The 23,797-nt window shown below is 62.7% G+C and carries 21 protein-coding genes; 4 read left to right on the forward strand and 17 right to left on the reverse strand.

What is annotated here, in order from left to right; translation table 11 throughout:
• Positions 1 to 5 precede the first annotated feature (5 nt).
• The 7 genes from araH to M0D65_RS03150 form a co-directional block, all read right to left on the reverse strand.
• Positions 6 to 1,022 carry an L-arabinose ABC transporter permease AraH gene (araH, locus tag M0D65_RS03120; protein ID WP_266251037.1) on the reverse strand — a complete coding sequence of 339 codons (1,017 nt, stop codon included), beginning with the start codon at positions 1,020 to 1,022 and terminating at the stop codon, positions 6 to 8.
• A gap of 40 nt (positions 1,023 to 1,062) precedes the next feature.
• Entirely contained in the window at positions 1,063 to 2,586 is a 1,524-nt protein-coding gene (gene araG, locus M0D65_RS03125; RefSeq protein ID WP_266251038.1) for an L-arabinose ABC transporter ATP-binding protein AraG, read from the reverse strand.
• Positions 2,587 to 2,764: 178 nt separating this feature from the next.
• Positions 2,765 to 3,763, reverse strand: coding sequence for an arabinose ABC transporter substrate-binding protein (locus M0D65_RS03130; RefSeq protein WP_091009807.1), 999 nt, complete (start codon positions 3,761 to 3,763; stop codon positions 2,765 to 2,767).
• Between the two features lie 171 nt (positions 3,764 to 3,934).
• Positions 3,935 to 4,711 carry an SDR family oxidoreductase gene (locus tag M0D65_RS03135; RefSeq protein ID WP_266251039.1) on the reverse strand — a complete coding sequence of 259 codons (777 nt, stop codon included), beginning with the start codon at positions 4,709 to 4,711 and terminating at the stop codon, positions 3,935 to 3,937.
• Positions 4,708 to 5,388: a 2-dehydro-3-deoxy-6-phosphogalactonate aldolase gene (locus M0D65_RS03140; RefSeq protein ID WP_266251040.1), complete on the reverse strand. Its 681-nt coding sequence runs from the start codon at positions 5,386 to 5,388 to the stop codon at positions 4,708 to 4,710. Before M0D65_RS03140 ends, M0D65_RS03135 begins: the two co-directional genes overlap by 4 nt.
• Before the next feature lie 40 nt (positions 5,389 to 5,428).
• Positions 5,429 to 6,559, reverse strand: coding sequence for a 2-dehydro-3-deoxygalactonokinase (locus M0D65_RS03145; protein ID WP_266251041.1), 1,131 nt, complete (start codon positions 6,557 to 6,559; stop codon positions 5,429 to 5,431).
• Positions 6,556 to 7,506: an IclR family transcriptional regulator gene (locus tag M0D65_RS03150; protein WP_266251042.1), complete on the reverse strand. Its 951-nt coding sequence runs from the start codon at positions 7,504 to 7,506 to the stop codon at positions 6,556 to 6,558. The genes M0D65_RS03145 and M0D65_RS03150 overlap by 4 nt, the downstream gene beginning before the upstream one ends.
• A gap of 260 nt (positions 7,507 to 7,766) precedes the next feature.
• Between M0D65_RS03150 and M0D65_RS03155 the strand changes: the two genes are divergently transcribed.
• Positions 7,767 to 9,932 (forward strand): hypothetical protein, encoded by a 2,166-nt coding sequence (locus tag M0D65_RS03155; RefSeq protein ID WP_266251196.1) that lies wholly within the window; start codon positions 7,767 to 7,769, stop codon positions 9,930 to 9,932.
• A gap of 7 nt (positions 9,933 to 9,939) precedes the next feature.
• Positions 9,940 to 10,647: a DUF3142 domain-containing protein gene (locus tag M0D65_RS03160; RefSeq protein ID WP_091009798.1), complete on the forward strand. Its 708-nt coding sequence runs from the start codon at positions 9,940 to 9,942 to the stop codon at positions 10,645 to 10,647.
• Between the two features lie 34 nt (positions 10,648 to 10,681).
• On the opposite strand, the gene M0D65_RS03165 is transcribed toward M0D65_RS03160, so the two are convergent.
• The 3 genes from M0D65_RS03165 to M0D65_RS03175 form a co-directional block, all read right to left on the reverse strand.
• Complete coding sequence (locus M0D65_RS03165) at positions 10,682 to 11,071, reverse strand: RidA family protein (RefSeq protein WP_091009795.1); 390 nt, start codon at positions 11,069 to 11,071, stop codon at positions 10,682 to 10,684.
• A gap of 63 nt (positions 11,072 to 11,134) precedes the next feature.
• Positions 11,135 to 12,616 (reverse strand): amidohydrolase family protein, encoded by a 1,482-nt coding sequence (locus M0D65_RS03170; protein ID WP_266251043.1) that lies wholly within the window; start codon positions 12,614 to 12,616, stop codon positions 11,135 to 11,137.
• A gap of 3 nt (positions 12,617 to 12,619) precedes the next feature.
• Entirely contained in the window at positions 12,620 to 13,510 is an 891-nt protein-coding gene (locus M0D65_RS03175) for a MurR/RpiR family transcriptional regulator (protein WP_266251044.1), read from the reverse strand.
• Positions 13,511 to 13,636: 126 nt separating this feature from the next.
• Between M0D65_RS03175 and M0D65_RS03180 the strand changes: the two genes are divergently transcribed.
• Positions 13,637 to 14,917 (forward strand): amino acid deaminase, encoded by a 1,281-nt coding sequence (locus M0D65_RS03180; protein ID WP_091010888.1) that lies wholly within the window; start codon positions 13,637 to 13,639, stop codon positions 14,915 to 14,917.
• Positions 14,918 to 14,971: 54 nt separating this feature from the next.
• Here the strand turns inward: M0D65_RS03180 and M0D65_RS03185 are convergent, their stop codons facing one another.
• Positions 14,972 to 15,430, reverse strand: coding sequence for a MarR family winged helix-turn-helix transcriptional regulator (locus tag M0D65_RS03185; protein ID WP_266251045.1), 459 nt, complete (start codon positions 15,428 to 15,430; stop codon positions 14,972 to 14,974).
• A gap of 28 nt (positions 15,431 to 15,458) precedes the next feature.
• Complete coding sequence (locus tag M0D65_RS03190) at positions 15,459 to 17,054, reverse strand: MDR family MFS transporter (protein ID WP_091009784.1); 1,596 nt, start codon at positions 17,052 to 17,054, stop codon at positions 15,459 to 15,461.
• Between the two features lie 135 nt (positions 17,055 to 17,189).
• Between M0D65_RS03190 and M0D65_RS03195 the strand changes: the two genes are divergently transcribed.
• Entirely contained in the window at positions 17,190 to 18,032 is an 843-nt protein-coding gene (locus M0D65_RS03195) for an EcsC family protein (protein ID WP_266251046.1), read from the forward strand.
• Here the strand turns inward: M0D65_RS03195 and M0D65_RS03200 are convergent.
• The 5 genes from M0D65_RS03200 to M0D65_RS03220 all read right to left on the reverse strand — a co-directional run bounded on the left by M0D65_RS03200 (position 18,002) and on the right by M0D65_RS03220 (position 23,693).
• Positions 18,002 to 18,952 carry an alpha/beta hydrolase gene (locus M0D65_RS03200; RefSeq protein WP_266251047.1) on the reverse strand — a complete coding sequence of 317 codons (951 nt, stop codon included), beginning with the start codon at positions 18,950 to 18,952 and terminating at the stop codon, positions 18,002 to 18,004. The two genes, M0D65_RS03195 and M0D65_RS03200, sit on opposite strands and share 31 nt — an antisense overlap.
• Before the next feature lie 97 nt (positions 18,953 to 19,049).
• Complete coding sequence (locus M0D65_RS03205; protein ID WP_091009775.1) at positions 19,050 to 19,484, reverse strand: CHRD domain-containing protein; 435 nt, start codon at positions 19,482 to 19,484, stop codon at positions 19,050 to 19,052.
• A 291-nt stretch (positions 19,485 to 19,775) separates the two neighbouring features.
• Entirely contained in the window at positions 19,776 to 21,977 is a 2,202-nt protein-coding gene (locus M0D65_RS03210; protein ID WP_308076533.1) for an ATP-binding protein, read from the reverse strand.
• 171 nt (positions 21,978 to 22,148) lie between these two features.
• Positions 22,149 to 22,793 (reverse strand): response regulator transcription factor, encoded by a 645-nt coding sequence (locus M0D65_RS03215; RefSeq protein ID WP_266251048.1) that lies wholly within the window; start codon positions 22,791 to 22,793, stop codon positions 22,149 to 22,151.
• Between the two features lie 249 nt (positions 22,794 to 23,042).
• The gene (locus M0D65_RS03220; protein WP_266251049.1) at positions 23,043 to 23,693 is read right to left on the reverse strand and encodes a response regulator transcription factor; all 651 of its coding nucleotides are present in this window, start codon (positions 23,691 to 23,693) and stop codon (positions 23,043 to 23,045) included.
• Positions 23,694 to 23,797 lie beyond the last annotated feature (104 nt).

A 23,797-nucleotide genomic window follows, 5' to 3' on the forward strand; every position in this document is an offset into this window, starting at 1 on the left:
GAATCTTAGTCGCGCGAGCCGCGGTTCTTCAACTGGTCGAGCAACACGGCGGCCAGCAGGATCGCGCCGCGCACCAGGTACTGGTAGAACGCGTCGATGTTCATCAGGTTCATCACGTTCTCGACTGTGCCCATGATCAGCACACCGATCACGACACCCGAGATCGTCGCGCGTCCACCGAGCAGCGACACGCCACCCAGTACGCACGCGGAGATCACGTTCAGTTCGAAGCCTTCGGCGGCGTTCGGCTGACCCGACGTAATCCGCGACGCCAGAATCACGCCGGCCAGCGCGGTCACCGCGCCCTGCACGAGGAAGATGTAGACGCGTGTGCGTTCGACATTGATACCGGCCAGGCGCGATGCCTCTGGATTACCGCCGATCGCGAGCGTATTGCGGCCGTACACAGTCTGGTTCAGCATCACGCCGAACACGATGAAGCACAACAGCGTGACCCAGATCGGCAGCGACACGCCGAACATCGTCAGACCGCCGAGCGCGATAAATGTATCCGACGACACGCCGACCGCCTGGCCGTGCGACACGATGAAACCGAAGCCGCGCACGATTTCCATCGTTGCAAGCGTCGTGATCAGCGCGTTGATGCGCAGGTATGCAATCACCACGCCGTTCACGAAACCGATCACAGCGCCCGCCGCAACCGCAGCGATGATCGCGATGAACGTGTTGCCGGTTGCGTTGAGCACCATCGCGCACAGCACGCCGGCAAACGCGACAGTCGAGCCCACCGAAAGATCGAAGTCGCGCGACGCCAGACAGAACATCATCGTGCAGGCCACCATGCCGATCTGCGAAATCGACAGCGCGAGGCCGAGCATGTTTTCGATCGAGAAGAAATGATCGACGGTCAGCGACATCGTGATGAACATCAGCGCGAAGATCACGATCAGGCTGTACTCGGTGACGTGTTGCCACCACTTCTGCCGGTCGTTGCCCTGCGGAATCAGCGCTTCGGTCGCGCTTGCAGCGGCCTGTTGCGCGAGGTTTTCTCTAGCTTGCATGTCAATACTCCTCCCGTTCCCCACGGGTTGGACTTCAGATTCAGGCCGCCTGAGCGGTTTCGGGCGCGGTCGAGCTTTGCGGCAATGCAAGGCCCAGCACCGACTGTTCGGTCGCTTCGCCGCGCGCGAGCTCCCCGGAAATGCGGCCCTGGCGCATCACCACGATGCGGTCCGAGACGCCCAGCACTTCCGGCAATTCCGACGAGATCATCACGATCGCGCAGCCACGCTCCGCGAGCTGATAGATCACGTTATAGATTTCGTGCTTCGCACCGACGTCGATACCGCGCGTTGGTTCGTCGAGGATCACCACTTTCAGATCGGGCTCCGCGAGCCAGCGCGACAGAATCGCTTTTTGCTGGTTGCCGCCCGACAGGAAGCGGATTTTCTGCCGCCGACCGGGTGTCTTGATCTTCAGCAGCTTGATGAAGCGGTCCGCCGTGGCGGCTTCCTTCTTGCGGTCGAGAAACATGCCCGCGCGCAGATAGTGGCGGCGGCAACTGATGTTGATGTTCTCCGACACGCTCGCCATCGCGACGATGCCCTCTTCCTTGCGGTCTTCGGGGCACAGCACGATGCCGTGACGGATAGCCTCGCCGGCACTGCGTACCTTGATGGGCTTGCCATCGAGCTTCAGTTCGCCGCCTTTCTTGTGATCCGCGCCGTACACGAGGTGCATCAGCTCACTACGGCCCGCGCCGACCAGGCCGAAAAAGCCGAGGATTTCGCCGCGCCGTACTTCGAAGCTAGTTGGCTCCGCCAGCGCATGGCCAACGATCGCCTGCGCCGAGAAACGCACTTCGCCTAGCGCACGCGGCGTGTAGTTGTAGATGTCCGAAATCTCGCGACCGACCATCTCACTGACGATGGTGTCGCGCTTCACATCTACGAGGCTCGGGTGCGACGCGACCTTGCGGCCGTCGCGGAAAATCGTGCACGCGTCGCACAGCTGATAGATCTCGTCCATACGGTGCGAGATGTAGATCAGCGCGCGATTGTCCGCACGCAGATCGCGCACGAGCTTGAACAGCACTTCGGTTTCGCTGTGCGAGAGCGAGCTGGTCGGCTCATCGAGTGCAATGACGCGCGCATTGCGCAGCAGCGCCTTGCAGATCTCGACCATCTGCCGCTGTGCGATCGATAGTTTGCCGAGCTTCGCATCGGGATCGAGCGCCACGCCCATCGCGGCGAGCCGTTCGCGCACAAAGCGCTTTGCTTCACGCTTGTTGACCCAGCCTAGCGAATTCGGCAGCTGACCGAGCAGCAGGTTTTCCGTGACGGTCAAATCCGGCACGTACTGCAATTCCTGGTGAATCACCGCGATACCTGCCGAGATCGACGCGGCTGCGCTCGAAAAGCGCACCTCGTTACCGTCGATCAGCACGCGGCCTGAATCCGGTTGATACTCGCCGCCGAGAATTTTAAGCAGCGTCGATTTGCCGGCGCCGTTCTCACCCATCAAGCCGTGCACCTGCCCTGCGTACACGTCGAACGACACACCGTCCAGCGCACGCACGCCTGGAAACACCTTGCCGATCTCGTCAAAACGTAGCGTCGCTGACACTTCGCCTCCTGTTGCATCCATACGCCGCCGGAGTCCGGTCACGCAGATTGTCCGCGCGGCCGGCGACGGCCTGTCTCATCCTGCGTGCGCGCGGCGCGAACCTTCGTTCGTACCGCGCGCAGGCCTGCACTGCTTAGCTAGCGGCGAGACGCATCGCGCATCTGCCACATACCATCGCTTACTTCGACGCGAGACCCATCTTCTCGCGCACGTCGGCGACGTTGTCACGCGTGGCGAGCATGCCTGTCGTCAGCGTGAGCAGCGGCGGTTCCTTGCCTTGCGTGACCCAGTCGTACATCAGCGTCGAGGTTTCTTCGCCATGGCGCTTCGGGCTGATGATCACGGTGCCGTAGAAGCCCGTCGGCGAGCCCTTCTTGAACTCGTTGAGCGCCGAATCCGAACCGCCGATGCCGATGCCGATCATGTTGTCGGCCTTGAAGCCGCGGCTTTCTGCTGCACGAACTGCACCAAGCACACCTTCGTCGTTCAGCGCGTAAGCGACCCAGTGCTTGAACTGCGGATTCTTCGTCAGCGCGATGTTGGCTGCGTTGAACGCGTTTTCCGTGTCCGTCTTCGCCTGCGGCGCTGCGATCACGTTAGCCTTCGGGAAACCGGCGGCAACCAGTGCATCGGTCGCCCCGCTCGTGCGGTCATGTGCAGTGGGAAGCTGCTCGTACGTCACGTCGATCGCGCCGACATCCTTCATGTCCCAGCCGCGCTTCTTGATTTCCGCAGCCAGACCGTCGCCGACCTGCTTGCCGATGTTGTACGCCGAGATACCCATGTGCGGCACGCTCGCGATCGGATTGCCCGAGCCGTCGACGAGGCGGTCATCGACCGTCATCATCTTCAGGCCGTCGGCCTTCGCTTTCGCGACGATGCCCGGTCCGAGCTTGACGTCGGGCGTGCAGATCACGAAGCCCTGGGCCTTTTGCGCGGCGAGGTTATCGATTGCGCTCATGACCTTTTCACCGGACGGTGCGCCGATCTTCACGAGCGTAAAGCCCTTCTCTTTCGCTGCGATTTCAGCGAACTTCCACTCGTCCTGGAACCAGGGTTCTTCCGGTTGCTTCACGAGGAAGCCGATCTTCACCGGGTCAGCGGCCTGCGCGACCGGTGCGTTGAAAAGCACTCCTGTCGCCGCGGCGGCCAGCGTGAGAAAAATTCTACGTTTCATGATGCGTGTCTCCTGACTAATTGGTAACGAGAAGGTATCGGCCGCGTCTTCTTGTTGCCGGTTCGACACACGCGGCCCGTGCGTTAAACCGGTTCACACTTTTTCTACTACGCCTGCCGCGCGCTCTCCCGTGTTCGTTGCGCGCGTCCTGCCCTGTTGCATGCTCGCGTCTCAGTCGTGATACAGCGCCGAGCGCCCGCCATCGACCGTGATGCAGCTTGCGTTGATAAACGGTGCCTCGTCCGATGCGAGGAACACCGCGGTCATCGCGACTTCTTCCGGATGGCCGATGCGCTTCATCGGTTGCAACGCGAGTGTGGCTTGCTGCGCAGCGGCCGGATCGGGTTGCGCATTCCACCAGTCGTGCGTCAGCTGCGTTTCGACATAACCTGGCGCAATCGCGTTGACGCGTACGTTGCGCGGTGCGTACTCGATGCCGAGTGCGCGCGTGAGGCCGAGCACACCGTGTTTCGCTACCGGGTACGGAAAGCACCCTGGAATGATCTTGAACGCATGCGTCGACGCAATATTCACGATGCTGCCCGCGCCGCGTTCGACCATGCCCGGCAATACCGCGCGGCAACCGTTCCACACACCGTCGAGATCGACGGCGAAACAACGGCGCCAGTCTTCGTCGGTCATCGTCAGCGGATCGCAGAACACGTTGATGCCGGCGTTATTCACCAGAATGTCGAGTGGACCGAACGCGCGTTCCGCTTCGCTGACTGCGTGCTGAACCGACGCCGATTGCGTAACGTCGGTCTGCACGGCGAGCACGCGTGCGCTGTGCCGGGTTTCGATTTCCCGCGCGGTACGCTGCGCAGTCTCTAGATCGAGTTCAGCGAGCACAACCGCCGCGCCTTCGCGCGCAAACGTATCGGCAATCGCCGCACCGATGCCGCGACCGGCACCGGTGATCAGCGCGACTTTGCCGGTCAGTCGATTCATGACTTCGCGCCTGCCCAGGCAGCGCGCAATCCATCGACGAACGCTTTTGCATGCGCCGCCGTCGTCGCTGCGCTCTGGCCTGGCTTATACAGCGCGGAGCCGAGCCCGAAACCATTCGCGCCTGCCGACAGGAACGGCCCCATGTTGTCCGGCGCAATTCCACCGACCGGTACCAGCGGCACCTCGGCGGCGATCACCGCGCGCCATGCCTTGACCACGTGTACGCCGAGCTGCTCGGCGGGAAACATCTTCAGTACGTCCGCGCCGTTCTTCAACGCGATGAACGCTTCAGTCGGCGTCGCGACGCCCGGTGCGCACGCCATGCCATGTGTTTTCGCTGCCGATACGACTTCGGGGTCGCTATGCGGCATCACGATCAGCTCGCCACCCGCGGCCTTCACGTCGTGTACGAAGCTCGCGTGCAACACGGTCCCCGCGCCGACGATCGCATCGACCGGCAACGCTTCGCGGATTGCCGCGATGCTGTCGAACGGTCGCGGTGAGTTGAGCGGCACTTCGACGATGCGAAAACCGGCTTCGTAGAGTGCGCGTGCATGCTCCGCGGCATCGGCGGGTGTCACGCCGCGCAGGATTGCGATCAGCGGACACGCTTCGAAGGCCGCCATCAGACCCGTGTGCGGCAAGTACGGTGCGGGCAGATTGATGTGGGGTTGCATGTCGGTTCCTTTGAATGTCGTCGGGTCGTTTGCGTTGCCGTTAGCCGGCGTGCGCAGCGTGCGCAGCGTGCGCCGCGCCCGCAACCGGTGCGACGAGGCCGGCTTCGCTCGCGATACGCCAGAGGCCGCGTTCGGTGGCCTGCTTCACCAGCACGGCTTCATGGCAGCCGAACTGTTCGAGCGCGAGGCGGTAACGTTCGCACAGTGCCTCGTTACCGATCAGTCGTAGCGGGCGACCGGCGAGGGTTGTCTGTTGTTGCGCAAGCACCGCTTCGAGACCCGCGAGTTCGTGGCCGATCAGCAGGCCGGACAGATAGTCGGGTTGCTTGTCGCCGGCGAGCTGCCCGGTCAGACCGAGCGTGCGGGTGCTGAACACGGTGGCGAGCAGGCCCGCTTCGCCTCGTTGGCGTGCGATATTCACGCCGCGCACGAATGCATCGGTATCGGGGTGATCGGGCGTCTTCATCGTGCGGCCAAGAATCGTATGCTCGGACAGCGCCGCGAATACTTCGCCGGTCATGAACGTATGAAACCGTTCGATGCGGCCATCCTGCACGACGACCCACTTTGCGTGCGTGCCGGGTAGGCCGACCAGCGTGCGCTTTGCGCTGTCGCTACCGTCGTCGTCTGCAAAGCTGGCCCCGCCGGAAAGTGCACCGTAAATCTGCGTTTCTTCGCCGCGCATCACGTTCGGTAGTTCACCGCGCTCAAGTACGCCGGGCACGATATGCAGTGTCGTGCCACGCGCGGACTGCACGCGGACGATGCCGGCTACCAGCGCATCGGCGGCGGCGGGCGCATCGACATACGGCGCTTCCACCCAGCCCTGTGCACTACCGACCATGCCCGCCGCGATCACCGGCAGCGTAGGCGCAGCTTCGAGCCACGCGCCGCACACTGCATCGAACGCCGCGTCGAAACCGCCGGCGCTCGCCGCATGCGGCAGATTCATGATGCCCGCGCCCGATGCCTGCGTCGCCAGCACCTCGCCGTCTGCATCGAACAGATACGCGCGCAGCGATGTGGTGCCCCAGTCGAGCGCGATCAATGCGGCACGCGCGGCAAGCTCACGGCTGGAATGGGCGCCGACGTCGTCGGCGGGTGCGAAAGGGACGGCAATTGCGTCTGTCGCCGCGCCGTCTGCCGGCACGGGTGAACCCGATCTTGTCATCGTTTGATCCTGCGTGTGACGGGTTGCGGCGCACGCCAGCCGAGCTCTTCAGAGATTGCGCGCGCTTCGCGTTGCAGGACCGGAATCAGTTCGTCCATGCGTTCAAGCGACATGTAGGGAATCGTGCTCGCCACCGACACCGCCGCGACGATCGCACCGGACGCATCGCGCACTGGCGCCGCGACACAGCGGATCGACGCTTCGTTTTCTTCGAGATCGAACGTGAAGCCACCCGATGCGTAGTTCGTCATGCGCTGCATGAAGGTCGGCGAATCGGGCCGGTTGTCGGGCTTGAAGCTGACGCTGGCAAGCGCGCGACGCGATGCATCGAAAAGCGATTGCCATACCTCCGGTGCGAGGTCGAGCATCATCGCCTTGCCGATGCCCGTGGACGCGAGCGGCATCCGGTGGCCGACGCGCGAACGCATTTCGAGGCCGCGTGTACCGGGAATCTTGTCGATGTACAGCACATCGTCGCCGTCGCGCACGCCGAGGTGGATCGTGTCGAGCGTCTGCTCAGCCAGCGACTCGAGATGCGGACGCGCGACCGCGGTGAGCGGCATCTGTTCGAGCGCGATCGTGCCAAGTTCGATCAGCTTCGGGCCGAGCAGATAGCCACCCTGCACCTGGCGCAGATAGCGCGCCTGCACGAGGCTGCTGACGAGCCGGTGCGTCGTGCTACGCGTCGTCCCGAGTGCGGCGCCGAAGGTACGAAGATCGCGCACGCCCGCGGCAGCGGCTTCGAGTATCGCGAGACCGCGCAACAGCGTCTGCGTGCCGGCCTGCTGCGGCGTGATGTCGAGCAGCGTGCTGGGCAGACCGATCGAGTCGGCGGGATCGTGCGTGGCTGGTGTGGCAGACGTCGCCTGGGGGGCAGTCGCGCTGCTGCGTGTGCGGGACGGCAGGTCGGGCTGCACGCGTACTTCCTGTCTCGAGGTGAACGGCATGGCCGGGTTGTCTCCGTGTTTGCTGCCTCTGCCGCATGGCGATGTGTCCTGCGGCGGGCTTGCTGGTTCGGATTGTAGGACGGAGTTTTCAGAATCTCCAATATGTGAGTGTTTGATTCATATATTGGGATATTATGAATTCGATTGCGCCGTGTAGACGAGCGATTCGCCGGGTCGTTATAGTGGTTCGGTTTCGAAAAAGGGGAGCATCACGCGGCTGTTCGCCGCGATGCATTCGATACAACGACAGCATAAAAACGATCCGGAGAACCAGATTGCTGCATCGACACCTGATCACAACACTGATGGCGGTCCTGCTTCCGGTTTCAGCCGCCTACGCGAGTGGGGACATGTCCTGCGATCCCATCAGCGCACTCAGGCAGCCCAGTTATATGTGCGGCGGCGTGCCGATTTTGAGCCCGGGCAACGACACCCGGATCAATGCGATGCTGCTGATGGTCGACAGCAGCAGACTCTCGCCAGTCTTCCCCGATCCCCAAAGCGTCCCGCTCGCTGACAGGACGAATCAGCTGGTCGTCCCGTTTGCGTATGACTTCTCTGGATGGATCAACATCGGCCAGAAGATGCCGGACACTTCGAGCGACACGTCGGACGGCGCCAGCCCGTCGAATCTCTACGCGGATGGCGAGGGCAGCATCTGTCTTAGCGACGCGTCGGGAAGCGCAGCGTTTAACGACGCGGTGCACGCTGCGAAGGACCTTCCCGCTGACGACGCCACGCGTTTGATCGCGGGCCGCGCGGCTTTCGAGTGCGCTGCCGGCAAGACCGGCACTGTGTGGACGAAACCATCGGATCTCAAGTCCGCGCCCGGGCGTCAGTTCGCGACCTATGTCGACGGCGCGTACGCGTTCTACGAGAGCAATTTCGTCTCCGCCTCGAAGGCATTCGCCGATGCATCGCACAGCACCAATCCGTGGCTAAGAGAAACTGCTCTCTACATGGCCGGCCGTGCACAACTGAACGCCGCTCAGGCGGGCGCGTTCGACGCGAACAGCTACGCGCTGGATAGCACCAAAGTCAACAAGCTGGAACTCGGCGCAGCCGACACGGTGTTCCGCGCCTATCTGAAGGTCTATCCACGCGGCCGTTACGCGGCGTCAGCGACAGGACTGCAACGTCGCGTCGCGTGGCTCGGCAGCAATACCGCGCAGCAAGCCACCCTCTATAGCAAGGCATTTGCGAACTGGTCGCCGTCGACGTCGAACGTACCGCTCGTGCAACTCGCAAACGAACTCGACAGCAAGCTGCTACAGACGTCCAACCTGGACACCAGTCAACTGGAGTCACCATCGGTTCTCGCGATCGTCGACTTGATGCGGATGCGCGCATCGGGAGGTGACTCCGATTCGAGCCGACAAAAATCACTGACGCTCAATGAGTTGCAGGCGCAGAAGCCGCGTTTTGCCAGTGCACCGGCGCTATACGATTATCTGGTTGCCGCCTGGTACGTGTACCTCGGCCACAAACCGGAGCAGGCGCTCGCCTTGCTGCCGCAAGCGCCCGCCGCGTCGCTCGACTACTTCGGTCTGAGCCAGCAGACACTGCGTGGTTTCGCGCTCGAAGACAGCGGCCAGGCGGATCAGGCGCGGCAACTCTGGGCTGAACTGATCCCGCTTGCGAAACACCGGTTGCAGCGCGAGGCGCTGGAGCTTGCACTCGCAATCAATCTCGAGCAGGCGCGCCTCCTCGACCGTGTATTCGCCGACGATTCACCGATTCAGAACGCAGCGATCCGCGCCATCCTGTTGTATCGCGGGGCGGACGCAGACCTGCTGCGCGCGCAGGCGCAAAACACCGCGACCAGTCGCGCACTGCGCGACATCGCGCTGTACACGCTGCTGTACAAAGAATTAACGCGCACGCATTACGCCGACTTCATCGCGGACCTTGCATTGATTCCGGCCACGCCGTCCGATGCGCTGAAACCGTTTGCGTTATCTCGCCTTGCCAATGATGGTGGTTACGCGTGCCCATCCGTACGCGACATCGCGACGACGTTGCAGCAAGACCCCGGCGACGCGAAAGGTCTGAACTGTCTGGCTGAGTTCGTCCGAACCTATCCGGCCGCTGGGGGACTGGACGAATATCCGGTTGTGACCGTCGTACCTCCAGCGCCCGCAGGGACCGAGAACGTGCCGGTAACACTCGGCAGCATGCCGTCGCAATTCCCAGGCGGAAGCTATCAACGGATGTCGAGTTACCAGAAGGTGATCGGCACCGCGCAGGCACCAAGCGACGATCGAGCCTACGCGCTATATCGCGCGATCAACTGCTTCGCCCCCGGGGGTTTCAGTGAGTGCGGCGGCAACGACATTCCGAAAAGCGCGCGCAAGCAATGGTTCACCACATTGAAGTCCGAGTATCCACGCAGCAAGTGGGCACAGTCGTCGAAATATTACTGGTGAACCGGACATGAAGCGGTTGTTCTGCGCCGGCTTGCTGCTGTGTGCGCGGCTCGCATTTGCCGGCACAGTCGACGCGGCACAATATGACGCGTTCTGGCTATGGGCCGGCGTGAAGCCTCAGCCCGTGCTGCACGACGCGCGCACCGTCTACGTGCTGCAAGGACAGATCGAAGCGTCCCCACAGGACGACGCGCAAGTGCGCCTCATCGCGCAGGGTGTGTCATTGCCGGCATTGCCGCACGCGGACGTCTGGCTCGTCTACCGGGCGCATACGTTGCGCTGGACGCCACGCATCGAGCACATCATGCTGGCGCAACTTGCCCGCTGGCGCGCGTCGGGCCGCACGATTACTGGAATTCAGATCGACTTCGACGCGCGCACACACCATCTCCAGGAATACCTCGATTTCCTGCGGAGCCTGCGCGAGCGGTTACCCGCCGATTGCCGGTTGAGCATCACCGGTCTGCTCGACTGGAGCAGTCGCATCGGCGTCGATCAGGTGAACCAGCTGAAGCGGATCGTCGATGAGGTGGTTGTGCAGACGTATCAGGGTCGTCACACGATTGCCGATTCCGACAGGTACTTGTCGCGTGTCGAACAGCTGCAGTTGCCATTCCGGATCGGCCTGATCCAGGGCGGTGAATGGGACGCACCGCGCTATCTCACCGAAAACCCGTGGTTTCGTGGCTACGTCGTATTTCTGCGCAACGGATAACGCGGCGACGGGATCAAGGCTCCGACCGCCCCCATCAGGCTCCCGCAGCCGCCTTATACGCAACACAATCCACCTCGACCTTGCAATCGATCACCATACTCGACACCACACACGCGCGCGCCGGCGGGTTCTCGCCAAAGTACTCGCGAAACACCTTGTTGAACGAAGCGAAATCGCGCGGATCGTCGAGCCACACGCCGCAGCGCACGACATGCTCCGCGCCGTAGCCCGCTTCCGTCAGGATCGCAAACACGTTCTGGATCGCCTTGTGTGATTGAGCGACGATACCGCCGTCGATCACTTCGCCGTTTTCCATCGGCGTCTGGCCCGACACGTACAGCCAGCCGTCGGCTTCGACTGCGCGCGCAAATGGCATGTGCTGTCCGCCCGTTCCTTTACCGCCTTCCACTCCATATCGCTTCATCGTTTCACTCCTCAAGTTCATGACAAGGTGCGCGCGGATCGATCCCCGCGCACCGTTTCGATTTCAGAATGCGCCGTGCGCATCGCCGCGCGACGCGGCACCGCGCGCAACGAAATGCCCCGCGCGTTCGCCGGTCGGCTGGCCGTCGCGATACGACAGCACGCCGTTCACCCACACTGCATCGATACCGTCGGCGGCTTGCTGCGGCTTCTCGAACGTCGCCGTGTCGCGTACCCGCGCCGGATCGAACAGCACCAGATCCGCGTGATAGCCCACCTGCACTTCGCCGCGCTGCGCGAGCCCGAAGCGTCGCGCCGACAGGCCGGTCATCTTGCGCACGGCTTCTTCGAGCGGGATCAACGCTGCATCGCGCGCATAGTGGCCGAGCACGCGCGGAAACGCGCCCCACAACCGCGGATGCGGCAGCGGATCGTTCGGCAGGCCGTCGGAACCGACCATCGTCGCGGGATGCGCGAGGATGCGACGCACGTCGTCCTCCGACATGTTGTGATAGACCGCGCCGGCCGGCTGCAGACGTTTCGCCGCTTCCTGCTGCGTCACGCCCCACTCGGCCGCGATGTCCTTCACGAGCTTGCCCGCGGCTTCGGGATGCGGCTGCGACCAGGTGATCGTGATGTCGATATCGCCCGTCACCTGCTTCAAATCGAGCGTCGTCGAACTGCGGTTGTACGGATAGCAATCGCAACCGATCGGCTGCAACCGGCGCGCGCCTTCCAGCGACTCGAGCACTTCGCGGCTGCGCCCCCAGTTCGACGGCCCTGCGCATTTCAGATGCGAGATCACGACCGGCACATGCGCGTGCTTGCCGATCCGGTACGCCTCGTCCATTGCATCGAGGATCGCGTCGAACTCGGTACGCATGTGTGTCGTGTACAGCGCGCCAGCCGCGGCGAGCGGCTCGGCGAGCGCCATCACTTCTTCGGTCGGCGCGGCGAATGCGGAGCTATACGCGAGCCCCGTACTCAGACCGAGCGCGCCATGTGCGAGCGCTTCTTCGAGCTGCGCACGCATGCCGTCAATTTCGCTTTGTGTCGCTCCGCGGTCGAGCCTGTCCATATGGTTACTGCGCAGCGCCGTATGGCCGATCAACGCGCCGACGTTCACCGCAGGCCGCGCAGCGTTAACCGCTTCGACATAAGCGGCAAACGTCGGGTAGCTGAACGCATCGCGTTCGCCGAGCAGACTCATCGGATCGGGCGGATCGCCTTTCAGCGAGACCGGCGACGCGCTGATTCCACAATTGCCGACGATCACCGTGGTCACGCCCTGAGTGATTTTCGGCAGCATCTGCGGCGAGCGGATGACGTGCGTGTCGTCGTGCGTGTGGACATCGATGAAACCCGGTGCAACGGCGCGGCCGTTCGCTTCGACGACCTCTTCCGCGAGCCAGTTCGACAGGTTGCCGATCGCGGCGATGCGACCGTCGCGCACCGCGATATCGCGTTCGACCGGCGGTGCGCCCGTGCCGTCGTACAACTGCGCGCCGACGATCAATGTATCGGCAGCTTCGGGATGCGAGTGCATGAATCAGTCTCCTATCGGTTGTCGGTCGTCGCCGCCGCGATGCGCATCGAGCGCATGCTTCATGCGACGCAGCAGTTCGCGGCTCTCGTCACCGAGACTGACGGCGAGTTCGGTGACGAGCACGTCGAGTGCCATCATCATCGCGTAGCGTGATGACGATGGCTTGTAGATGAAATCGGTTTCGAAGGCGACGATCGGAATCAGCCAGTCCGCGAGCTTGGCAAGCGGCGACGCCGGCGCGGTCAGCACGATCAGCGTCGCGCCGTAGCTGCGCGCGATCCGGCAGCTCTCGACAATCTCAGGCACGCGTCCGGTAGCGGACAGTGCGATCACCACACATTCGCGCGACACCGTGCTGGCCACCATCCGCTGCAGCAACCCTTCCTGATAGGTTGCGACCGGACGGCCGAGGCGCACGAGCCGGAAGCGCATTTCATCGGCGAGCGCGGTCGAGCCACCGCCCATGCCGAACACGTAGATCATGCGCGCTTCGCGTAACGCCGCTGCGGCCTGGGCAAGCGGTGCCTGGCGCAGCAAGGCGTGATTGTGGGTCAAAGCCGTCTGCACTTCGTCGAAGACGCGCGTGGCAAGCGGCTCGGGCGCATCTGTGGATGTGCCGGCCTTCAGGAAGCGTTGTCCGACCGCGGCCGCCTGCGCAAGCCGCAGCTTCAGTTCGCGCACGTCGCGGCACCCGACCGCCTTCGCAAAGCGCGTCACGGTCGCAACGCTAACCTCTGCCTGCTGCGCAAGCGCACCGATGCTCGCGCGCGACGCGCCAGTCAGATCGTCGAGAATCAGCGCCGCCACCTTGCGCTCGGCCGAACGCAGATCGGGCGCGCATTCGGCGATGCGCGCGACGATATCGAAGGCAAGCGGTTCGGTCGTTGAATTCATCGGCAAGGCCGTGGGTGGGGTACCACGAACGCTGGTACTAAATAACATTTCGCAGATCATCGTACTTTCTGTACCATATTAAAGTCAACTTCGAATCGATTTAACTGGATGATGGAGTCGGATTACATGAAAGTTACAAACTATCAGGGCGCGACGATTGATCCTTATAGCAAGGGCTTGGGCATGGTTCCCGGTACCAGCATCCAGTTGACGGATGCCGCGCGTCTCGAATGGAATCTGCTCGACGAGGACGTCAGCCTGCCGGCCGCGGTGCTGTATGCGGAGCGTGTCGAACACAACCTCAAATGGATGCAGGCGTTCGTTGCCGAGTACGGTCTCAAGCTCGCACCACATGGCAAGACGACGATGGCGCCGCAGCTGTTTCGCCGGCAGATCGAAACGGGTGCGTGGGGTATCACGCTCGCTACCGCGCATCAGGTGCGGGCCGCGTATCGCGGCGGCGTATCGCGCGTGCTGATGGCGAATCAACTAGTCGGCAAACACAACATGCTGATGATCGCGGAGCTGCTGAGCGATCCGGACTTCGAATTCTTTTGCCTCGTCGATTCCGTCGATGGCGTCGAGCAGTTGGGGAAATTTTTCGGCTCGGTGGGCAAGTCGCTGCAGGTGCTGCTCGAACTCGGCGTACCGGGCGGCCGCACTGGCGTGCGCGACGAGGCGCAGCGCAACGCGGTGCTCGATGCGATCGCGCGTTATCCGGATGCGTTGAAGCTCGCCGGCGTCGAACTGTATGAAGGCGTGTTGAAGGAAGAAGACGAAGTGCGCGCGTTTCTGCGCAGTGCGGTGACGACGACGCTCGCGCTCGCCGATGCCGGTCGTTTCGCGCGCACGCCAGCAGTGCTGTCGGGTGCGGGATCGGCGTGGTACGACGTGGTCGCGGAAGAATTTTCGAAGGCGTCGGATGGCGAGCGCATCGAGATTGTGCTGCGTCCCGGCTGCTACCTGACGCACGACGTCGGCGTGTACCGGAAGGCGCAGACCGATATCTTCGCGCGCAATCCGGTCGCGAAGAAAATGGGCGAAGGGCTATTGCCGGCGTTGCAGTTGTGGGCCTACGTGCAGTCGATTCCTGAACCCGATCGCGCGATTATCGGCCTCGGCAAGCGCGATTCCGCCTTCGATTCGGGCATGCCAGAGCCGGCGCGTCACTATCGGCCAGGCACCGGTGGACAGCCGCGCGACATCGCCGCGAGCGAAGGTTGGGAAATATTCGGGCTGATGGACCAGCATGCGTATCTGCGCATTCCGGCAGGCGCCGATCTGAAAGTCGGCGACATGATCGCCTTCGACATCTCGCATCCGTGCCTGACGTTCGACAAATGGCGTCAGTTGCTGGTTGTCGATCCGGCTTACCGCGTGACGGAAGTGATCGAGACGTTTTTCTAATACGCGTCGTGTACTCACCGCGCGAAAACCGCCGCGTACGGTGAGCCACGCGGTTCAGCTCTCGTCGGCCTCTGCCGGCACCGTCGCAACGACCTCGCCGATGCGTGCCTCCAGCATCTTCAACGCGCCGGACAGCGCAACCACCGCATCGTCCGGCAGCGCACCCATCGTGTCGTCAAAGAATGCCTGCCGCTGCGGCATGCTCGCTTCCGTGACGGCGCGCCCTTCGTCGGTGAGCTTCACGTTGGTGACGCGGTTATCGCGTGTGTCCATGCTGCGCGCGATCCAGCCCATCTGTTCGAGTGTCTTGAGCTGACGCGTGAGCGCGCCCGGATCGATGTGCAAGCGCTCGACAAGCCGCTTCTGCGACGACTCCCCGTCCTGCTCGTGTAGTGCGAGCAGAATCCGCCAGCGCGGCATCGGATGGCCGACGTACTGTTCGAACGCCGCCATGAACGCGCGATAAGTGCGGCCGAACTGCTGAACGATGGCGACGCGGTCGTGTACTTCCATAAGAATCTGCCTGGGCGAAGTCGGTGTATCAGTCCACGTGAACCGTCGGTTCAACCTGGCGATGCAGCTTGATGGGCGGCACACGCCGGCTCTGCCAGATCGACACGACCGCGATCACCGCGGCCAGTGCGAGTCCAACATGGATCGCACCGACGAGCGCTTCGCGCGCCGACTCCAGCAGCATGCCGCCGTTGTGTCCAGCGTGCGCGAGCTGGCCGAGCAGGGTCTGCTGCTCATCGTGATTGATCAAGATCTGCGGGTCGCCGAGATCGCTGCTCCATTGCATCGCGTGATCGCTTTCCAGCGCGTTGCGCACACCGCTCGCATACATATGCGTGACGAGCGTACCGGTAAGCGCCGTGCCGAGCATCCCGCCGATCATCCGCAGCGATTGCAGCAGCGCAGTCGCGATGCCGAGGTGTTCGCGGCCCGCGGTCTGCTGCGCGAAGATGGTCAGATTCGGCATCACGAAGCCGAGCCCCAGGCCGCCGATGATCATGAACGACATCAGCAGCCATTGCGGCATCGAGCGCGTCGCGACGACAACGCCGAGGCACGCGATCGCGACGAGCGCAAAGCCGATAAACAGCATCAGATTCGGATTGCGCACTCGCGACACGATGCGGCCGTTCGCGATACTGCCGATCGTGATGAACACGACGAGCGGCGTGATGACGAGACCCGCCTCTTTCGGCGACATGCCGAACCCACCCTGAAACAGCAGCGGTGCGTAAAACAGCATCGAGAACATCGTGAAGCCGCCGAGCACCGAGAGCGTAAACAGCGCGGACAGACTGCGATTGCGGAACATATCGATGGGCAGGATGGCTTGCGGAAACGACTTTTCCCAGCGCCACAAACCGTATGCGGATGCAACGCTGACTGCGAGCAGCGCCGCCGTGCCGACCGACACACCATGCTTCGGCAGCATTTCGACGAAGAGCTGCAGACAACCGAGCACGGCGGCGATCAGCAAGGCACCGGGCCAGTCGAGCCGCATCTTGTCTTTATGCTCGATGTGCCGCAGATGCGGCAGATAACGCCAGACGAAAAACAGCGAGAGCAGACCGACAGGCAGATTCACGTAGAACACTGAGCGCCAGCCGGAATACTGCGTGAGAAAGCCGCCCAGCGACGGTCCGACCGCATTCGCGATGCCGAACGCCGAACTCATCATCACCTGCCAACGCAGACGCACCACCGAGTCGGGGAACAGGTCGGGAATGCACGCGAACGCGGTGCCGACCAGCATGCCGCCGCCGATCCCTTGCAACCCGCGCGCGAGCACGAGGAACAGCATGCTGTTGGCGGCGCCGCACAGCACCGACGCACCGGTGAACAGGACGATCGACGCAATCACGAACGGCTTGCGCCCGTAATAGTCGCCGAGCCGGCCGAAGATCGGAACGGTGATGACGGAGGTGAGCAGGTAGGAGGTCGCGACCCACGCGTAGAGGTCGAAGCCTTTCAGCTCGGACACGATGGTGGGCAGCGCCGTGCCGACCACGGTCTGGTCGAGCGCAACGAGCATCGTCACGAAGGAGATGCCGAGCATCGCTAGTAGCGATTCACGGAACGGTAAAACTTGCCCACTCGAGTGGTGGGCCGCGGTATGGACAGCCATTTTTGATCGTGCAACAGTTGACTCGTCAAACGATGGGGAATCATACCATAGCGGGAAGTTCTAAACTGGCTCAGGTCGGCGGTTAAAGTCGGCCAATCCGTGCCTGCAACGTTTGCAACGATGACCGGGAGGTCCATGGAGTCGAATCCGCTCGCCGCACCCGTCTTGTCACCCGACGATCTGAACGCGCTGCGGCGCGCGAAACACGAGCTCGAAAGCCCCGCGCTGACGATGAAGCTCGCGAGTATCGTCGGTGCGCCGCTGGAAAAACTGCTGGCCCGAATGCCTGCGTTCGCCAACGAGAAGGTCGGCGATGCCACCCAGCTCGCGTTGCGCAAATGCCTGCAACTCGCGTTGCGCACGCTTAACCGGGCGGACCCGGCGGCCTCTTCGGCTACGCTGGATAAGCCAAGCAACCTGCTGCACAAGTTCGCGGTCGCGACGACCGGCGCGGCAGGCGGCGCGTTCGGTCTCTTTGCGCTACCGGTCGAACTGCCGGTCACGACGACCTTGATGTTTCGCTCGATCTGCGACATCGCGCGTAGCGAAGGAGAGGATCTGTCGTCGGTGGAAACGCAGTTGCAGTGCCTGACCGTGCTCGGCATGGGCAGCGCGTCGAAGGCCGACGACGATGCCGATTTCGGCTACTTCATCATGCGCGGCGCGCTGGCGCAGGCGGTGTCGAAGGCATCGTCGGAGATTGCGAGCAAGGGGTTTGCCACGCACGGTTCGGCCGCTTTACTGCGGCTCGTGAACACGATTGCCGCGCGTTTTTCGGTGCAGGTCAGCGAGCAGGTCGCCGCGAAATCGATTCCGGCGATCGGTGCAGTACTGGGCGCGATGGTCAACACGGTTTTCATCGATCACTTCCAGCAGGTCGCGCACGGCCACTTCACCGTGCGCAGGCTAGAGCGTCAGTACGGCACGGAAACCGTCGAAGCCGCGTATCAGACGATCGACATTTCGCTCGCCGACTGAGCGGTCTCTACGCGCGTGACCTGACGCACGAAATCGGCCGCACGATCGAGTGCGCGACGAGCCTCGGGAATGAACGGCGTCCAGATCTGCCAGACGTGCGGCATCTTCGGCCAGATTTCGAAGTCGACGGTCACGCCGACTGCGCGGGCGCTGTCGGCGACCCGGCGCGAATCGTCGAGCAGCACTTCGGTGCTCGCAGCCTGCATGAAGAGCGGCGGCAAGCCGTGCAGGTCGGCATACAGCGGCGATGCATAGGGATTCGTGGCGGGCGTATCGCCGAGATAGAGCTTCGCTGCGCGGCCGATTGCCGGACCGCTGAACATCGGATCGGCGCCGTCGTTGGTGCGGATCGTCGCGCCCGTCGCGGCGAGATCGGTCCACGCCGAAAACAGGATCGCGCCGGCCGGCAACACATCGCCGGCATCGCGCAGTGCGACGAGCGTCGCCAGTGCGAGTCCGCCGCCCGCGGAGTCGCCGGCAATCACGATCGACTCCGGCGACGTACCCTGCGCAACCAGTTGCCGATAGGCCGCGAGCGCATCGTCGAGTGCAGCGGGAAACGGATGCTCTGGAGCCAGGCGATAGTCGAGCGAGAACACGCGCGCATCGGTGCGTGTGCCCAACCCGAAAGTGATGGCGCGGTGCGTACGCGGCGAACAGAAGTAATACCCGCCACCGTGCAGATACAGGATGACAGGCGCCGTCGGCACCGCGCCGGCCCGCTCGAACCATTCGCCATACAGCGGCGCATCGTCGGGGCCGTACTGCTCGCGCAACGTCCAGCCCGCCGGCACGCGCGGCACCCGCGCACCTTTGTTCATCACGGCGCGCGCAGCCTCTGCATTGACCGTGGTACGTAACGTGTGCGGACGGAATTTCCTGCGTATGAACCAGCAGGCGATCGTGCTTTGCCAACTCATTGGAACGTGCTCCTCGGACGGCGAGGTCGTCATGGTACGTGCGATCGGCAACGCACCGCTCGATGGGCCGCTCTAAATGCAGCGGCCGTGAAGTCGACTAGTTGGCCGGCAGGACCTGCCCGCGAATTTCACCCGACGGATTCTGCGCGGTGTGCACATTGAAGTACCACTGGCCGGCCATCAGATCGGCGGCCTGCTGATCGGTCAACGTCGCTGCGCCCTTGATCGGACTGGCGAGCGCGTTCTTGTCGATCGGCACCTGAACCTTGGCGTTCTGTCCGACCGGCGCAGGCCCGTGGAAATGCGCCATCGTCGCGGGGCCCGTCAGGCCTTCGTAAGTCGCGGTCCATTGCAGCGCCTTCGTCGACGTATCGAACGATGCATTCAGCATGCCGTGCCCATGGCTCACACGCGGCGGCACTTCGCTGGACGGCTCGAGATCGGCCTTGAGCGCCACCGTATCGGCAAACGCCACGCCCGTTGCGAGCGCCCACAACACGACAGCCAGATTCAATTTGCGTATCGCAATCATCTTTTTCTCCGGACTCGTATCGCACCGCACAAGCGGTTGCCCGCGCGGGGTGAACACATACTAGGGCAATTTCAGACCCGCCGCGCGGCTCGATCGAGCCTGCGCGAAGGCATGCGGTAATGCAAATTCCCGCTGGCTGACGACGATACCCTCCACATTCTCCAATAGAGAATTGCGCGATTCGCACTAAATGCCATGACAAACCCCTGCTACGCTACGCATGCGAGAAGTGACTCCTTCATCGAAGGATGTCTCCAAGTTTAAACGCGGCTTCGGCCGCGTTTTTTTTCGTTATGCGAGCGACGTTGCCTGCGCCTCGATGTCATCCAGTAGCGTGTTGCAGGTATCGAGTAACGCGAGTCCATCGGCACGTAGACATTCGACGGGCCTTGTCACAATATCGCGCCGGTACGCTTCGAGCACGTCGAGTAGCGGCGGATATTGCAGCACGCTCGCGGCACCCGCGACGCGGTGGTGCCACGCCAACAGACGCTCTACATCGGGATCGTCGAGTAACGGATGCAGCGCGCGCATGTCGTCGCGTACCGCTGAGACAAACGCCTCCAGTAGCGTCTTCACCGTGTTTTCGCTGCCCCACAGTTCAGTCATGTAGGTCAGATCGATGGGCGCACTCGGTCTTGACGCCTGTTGTACCGGCGATGCGGGCGATGCGTCCGCACCGGGCTCGCCGAACCATCTGTCGAGATGCGCGCGCAAGACGGCGAGGCGCACGGGTTTGACGATGCAGTCGTCCATGCCGGCTTCGTGGCACAGACGTGGATCGCCGGGGTCGGTGTTCGCCGTGATGCCAAGAATCTTCGTTCGTCCCGTTACGCCGCACACGCCCCGCTCGTTCTCGCGTACCCATCGTGCCAGGCCGTAGCCCGATAGCCCCGGCATGTGGCAATCCGAAATCAGGCAACCGTAGTGAGTTTGCTTAAGTGCGGCGAGCGCCTGCGTACCGTCGTCCACGACATCGCAGGCAAAGCCGAGCGATGTCAGTTGATGACGGATCAGCGCCTGGTGAACCGGATCGTCTTCGGCGACAAGCACGAGCGTTCCGCGGGCAATCGCCAGTTCGCGATCGGGCAACGCGGGTATGTCATCACCGGATAAACCAACGAGCGTAGACGACGGAGATGCCGGTCGATCATCCCCCAGCACATCGGGCAGGTAGCATTGCCCTTCGACCGGCAGGACGATGCGTAATGTCACGCAGGTACCGACGCCTGGCGCGCTGCGCAACTCAAGGGTGCCGCCCATCAGATGCACAAGCCGTCTGCAGATCGCAAGACCGAGACCCACACCACCGAAGCGGCGGTTCGTCGACGGCTCGGCCTGCACGAACGGCTCGAAGATCTGCATCTGCAAATCCGGCGCGATGCCGATGCCCGAGTCCGTCACCGTGATCTCGACGATCTGGCTCTGCGCGTCGGCATAGGTAGCCGAGACATCCACATCGATCCGGCCGCTCGACGTGAACTTGATCGCATTGCCGAGCAGATTGAGAAGAACCTGCCGCAACCGGGCTCTGTCGCCGCGCAACGTCGTAGCAAGATCAGAGGCAATGCTCATCCGCACACTCAATCCCTTCTCGTGCGCGCGGGTCGCCATCATGGTCACCGTGCTGTCGATCAGTTGCCGCAGGTCGAACGGTTCGGATTCGACGGTGAGGTGCCCTGCTTCGATTCTCGAGTAGTCGAGCAGGTCGTCGAGAATCTGCAGCAACGTATTTGCCGAGACGTTGATCGTGCCTAGCATCTCGCGCTGTTCCGCAGTAAGCGGCATACGCTCCAGCATGTCGACGAGGCCCAGCACACTGCTCATCGGAGTGCGCAATTCATGGCTCATCGTCGCGAGAAAGTCGTCCTTCGTTTGCGATGTGGTCTGGGCGAGATCGAGTTGCGACGTGAGCTGCTGCTCATGCCGTTTGCGCTCAGTGATTTCACGCCGCAACAGGTGGAGCTTGCGCAATGCAATCGGTAGTGCGGCGCTGAGCGCGAGCAGCAACGGCAGCAGGCACAACGTGTAGATACGCCACCGGCCGTCGTCGCCAGCTGGAACAGTCGTGACCATCGAAGCACGGGCATCACGCTTGTACATCCGTAGCGTGCCATCCGCGACCACGCGTTGCGCGCTTACGGCAAACACCGGCAGGTGGCAATCGTCACAGCGCTGGTTGCTCGTTGGACGATCGGTGTTTCGTGTGCCTGCGTCGTTGACCGTCGTCGCCGTGTGTATCGATGGAAATGCGCCGGTTGTCCGCTCAACGCTCCGGCGTGGGTCGCCCGTCGCCTCAGCGATATCGCCGGTCAAGAACACGAACGTCATTGTCAGAATACGCAACAGCGATTGCGACGTACCTGATAGAAGCGACACGCCGGCCACCCGTGCCTGAATCGCACCAGATGCGCCCAAACCCAGATCACCGGCCCACGCGACCCGCATCGAATCCGCGCCCTCAATCAGCACTCCCTTTTCCACACCTGCCATAGAACCTCCATTCAGCGCTTTGCAGCGGCACCGTCCCCACGCCTGCCGCCAGCGACAGACGGGTATGCGGTTCCGTCTACCCAGAACTAATAGGAAGAATCGCAAATGGCAATCTGTGTGTCGTATCCGTCGATGCCCGATTCACAGCGTGTTGTTTATCGACGCAAATCGTTACGCCAAACCTATCTGATTCGCATAACCGATCAGCTCAGCGTCGGTCTCAAGACCAAGCTTGCGCATCGCATTACGCTTCTGCGTGCTGACAGTTTTCACGCTACGACCCAAAGTCGTGGCGATCTGCGACACGCCAAAACCGCGCGCGTAAAACTGGAACACTTCCCACTCACGCACGCTCAGCATTCCGACACGCGGCTGTGGCGACGCGTCGTCCGACTCCGGCACGAGCTGTACGCGTTCAGACAGATAAGGCGTGCGGGTTCTGGCCGCTTCGATCGCATCGATCAGTTCATGCACGGTATCGCGCTTGTCGACGATCGCGCTCACGCCAAGCACCAGCAACCCGCTCAACACGGGCGGATGGCGCAGCATCGTGAGCACGACGACCGGTGGGCAAGCGGGATCGCGCAAGATCCGGCGCAGTAGCGAAACCGCACTGCTTTCGCCGTTGGCACCCGGCATACCGATATCGGTGACGATCACGTCGCAACGGCAGGTATCGTAGAGCTCGGCGAGCGACCCGGCATCGGACGCAGTGCCGACCAGCGACATATGTGGAGCGGTGGAAAGCAGATGGTGTACGCAAGCGCGAATAGCGCTGTGATCGTCAGCAACGATGACACGGATAGGCTGTTTCATTTGATTGTCGTTATACCCATGACGTCCCTGCACCAGGTGAGGTGCATCCCCGGGACGTATAGAACTCACGGCGTCGCGTCTTTACGATGCGGGCCGTCGGCCGGCCGGCACGCGGCGACCCCGCGTCGTCGGCTCGCGCTATGTGTTCGTAGCGGCGAGTCCGCGCACAAGCGTGCGGTATCGGCTAACTCGTCGATATAAGATAGTTCTGAATTCGCGTTGAGCCGAGATAGCTCGACATGCGAGACATCAGGAAATTCCGTATGCGCGAACGTAGATGAACAGCCCGGCATCGTTGCTCACACCGAACTTGCTCATCGCATTACGCTTTTGCCGGCTGACGGTACGGATATCGCGGTTGAGCGTACGCGCGATTTCGGAGATCGACTGACCGCCGGCGAAGAGACTGACAACTTCGAGCTCGCGCGGCGACAACTGGCGTATCGGCGCGAGGCCGACTGGGTCGCCACTCGCGGTGGCGAGTGCATCGAGTATCGGCTGGCCAACGTAAGGACGGCCATACCCGGCGCAGCGAATCGCCGCAACCAGATCTTCCATCGATTCAGTCTTGTTGAGCATGCCGGTCACACCGTGCGACATGATCGCGCGCAGGATTGCGGCATTCGTGAGAGCAGTCAGCACGACGATACGCACCTGCGGCCAGTCCCGACACACACGCCGCACGAGGCGCAGACCGTCCTCCGCGAGCGCGCCGGCCTCGGGCATCGTGAGGTCGGTAACCAGTACGTCGCAGGGTGTGGTTTTCAACAGGGCGATCAGCGTCGTGGCGCTGTCGGCTTCGCCGACGATCTCGATGCCCTCCTGCGCGGCGAGCGAGGCGCGAATTCCCAGCAGCACGAACGGATGATCGTCCGCAACGATGACGCGAAGGTTCCCCATGTTTTTCTCTTAGTACCTTACTGACGCGAAGCGCACCGCACAGGCGGCGCGCTTTGCCATCAGATCACCGCCTTCGGCCTGCAGAAATAGGAGATGTCTGAATC

Source organism: Paraburkholderia sp. CHISQ3 (assembly GCF_030464945.1).
GTDB lineage: Bacteria > Pseudomonadota > Gammaproteobacteria > Burkholderiales > Burkholderiaceae > Paraburkholderia > Paraburkholderia megapolitana.

Coding starts and splice junctions, on each gene's coding strand:
- araH (WP_266251037.1), bottom strand. CDS start 1,022: ATGCAAGCTAGAGAAAACCTCGCGCAACAGGCCGCTGCAAGCGCGACC.
- M0D65_RS03130 (WP_091009807.1), bottom strand. CDS start 3,763: ATGAAACGTAGAATTTTTCTCACGCTGGCCGCCGCGGCGACAGGAGTG.
- M0D65_RS03135 (WP_266251039.1), bottom strand. CDS start 4,711: ATGAATCGACTGACCGGCAAAGTCGCGCTGATCACCGGTGCCGGTCGC.
- M0D65_RS03140 (WP_266251040.1), bottom strand. CDS start 5,388: ATGCAACCCCACATCAATCTGCCCGCACCGTACTTGCCGCACACGGGT.
- M0D65_RS03145 (WP_266251041.1), bottom strand. CDS start 6,559: ATGACAAGATCGGGTTCACCCGTGCCGGCAGACGGCGCGGCGACAGAC.
- M0D65_RS03150 (WP_266251042.1), bottom strand. CDS start 7,506: ATGCCGTTCACCTCGAGACAGGAAGTACGCGTGCAGCCCGACCTGCCG.
- M0D65_RS03160 (WP_091009798.1), top strand. CDS start 9,940: ATGAAGCGGTTGTTCTGCGCCGGCTTGCTGCTGTGTGCGCGGCTCGCA.
- M0D65_RS03165 (WP_091009795.1), bottom strand. CDS start 11,071: ATGAAGCGATATGGAGTGGAAGGCGGTAAAGGAACGGGCGGACAGCAC.
- M0D65_RS03170 (WP_266251043.1), bottom strand. CDS start 12,616: ATGCACTCGCATCCCGAAGCTGCCGATACATTGATCGTCGGCGCGCAG.
- M0D65_RS03175 (WP_266251044.1), bottom strand. CDS start 13,510: ATGAATTCAACGACCGAACCGCTTGCCTTCGATATCGTCGCGCGCATC.
- M0D65_RS03180 (WP_091010888.1), top strand. CDS start 13,637: ATGAAAGTTACAAACTATCAGGGCGCGACGATTGATCCTTATAGCAAG.
- M0D65_RS03185 (WP_266251045.1), bottom strand. CDS start 15,430: ATGGAAGTACACGACCGCGTCGCCATCGTTCAGCAGTTCGGCCGCACT.
- M0D65_RS03190 (WP_091009784.1), bottom strand. CDS start 17,054: ATGGCTGTCCATACCGCGGCCCACCACTCGAGTGGGCAAGTTTTACCG.
- M0D65_RS03195 (WP_266251046.1), top strand. CDS start 17,190: ATGGAGTCGAATCCGCTCGCCGCACCCGTCTTGTCACCCGACGATCTG.
- M0D65_RS03200 (WP_266251047.1), bottom strand. CDS start 18,952: ATGAGTTGGCAAAGCACGATCGCCTGCTGGTTCATACGCAGGAAATTC.
- M0D65_RS03205 (WP_091009775.1), bottom strand. CDS start 19,484: ATGATTGCGATACGCAAATTGAATCTGGCTGTCGTGTTGTGGGCGCTC.
- M0D65_RS03210 (WP_308076533.1), bottom strand. CDS start 21,977: ATGGCAGGTGTGGAAAAGGGAGTGCTGATTGAGGGCGCGGATTCGATG.
- M0D65_RS03215 (WP_266251048.1), bottom strand. CDS start 22,793: ATGAAACAGCCTATCCGTGTCATCGTTGCTGACGATCACAGCGCTATT.
- M0D65_RS03220 (WP_266251049.1), bottom strand. CDS start 23,693: ATGGGGAACCTTCGCGTCATCGTTGCGGACGATCATCCGTTCGTGCTG.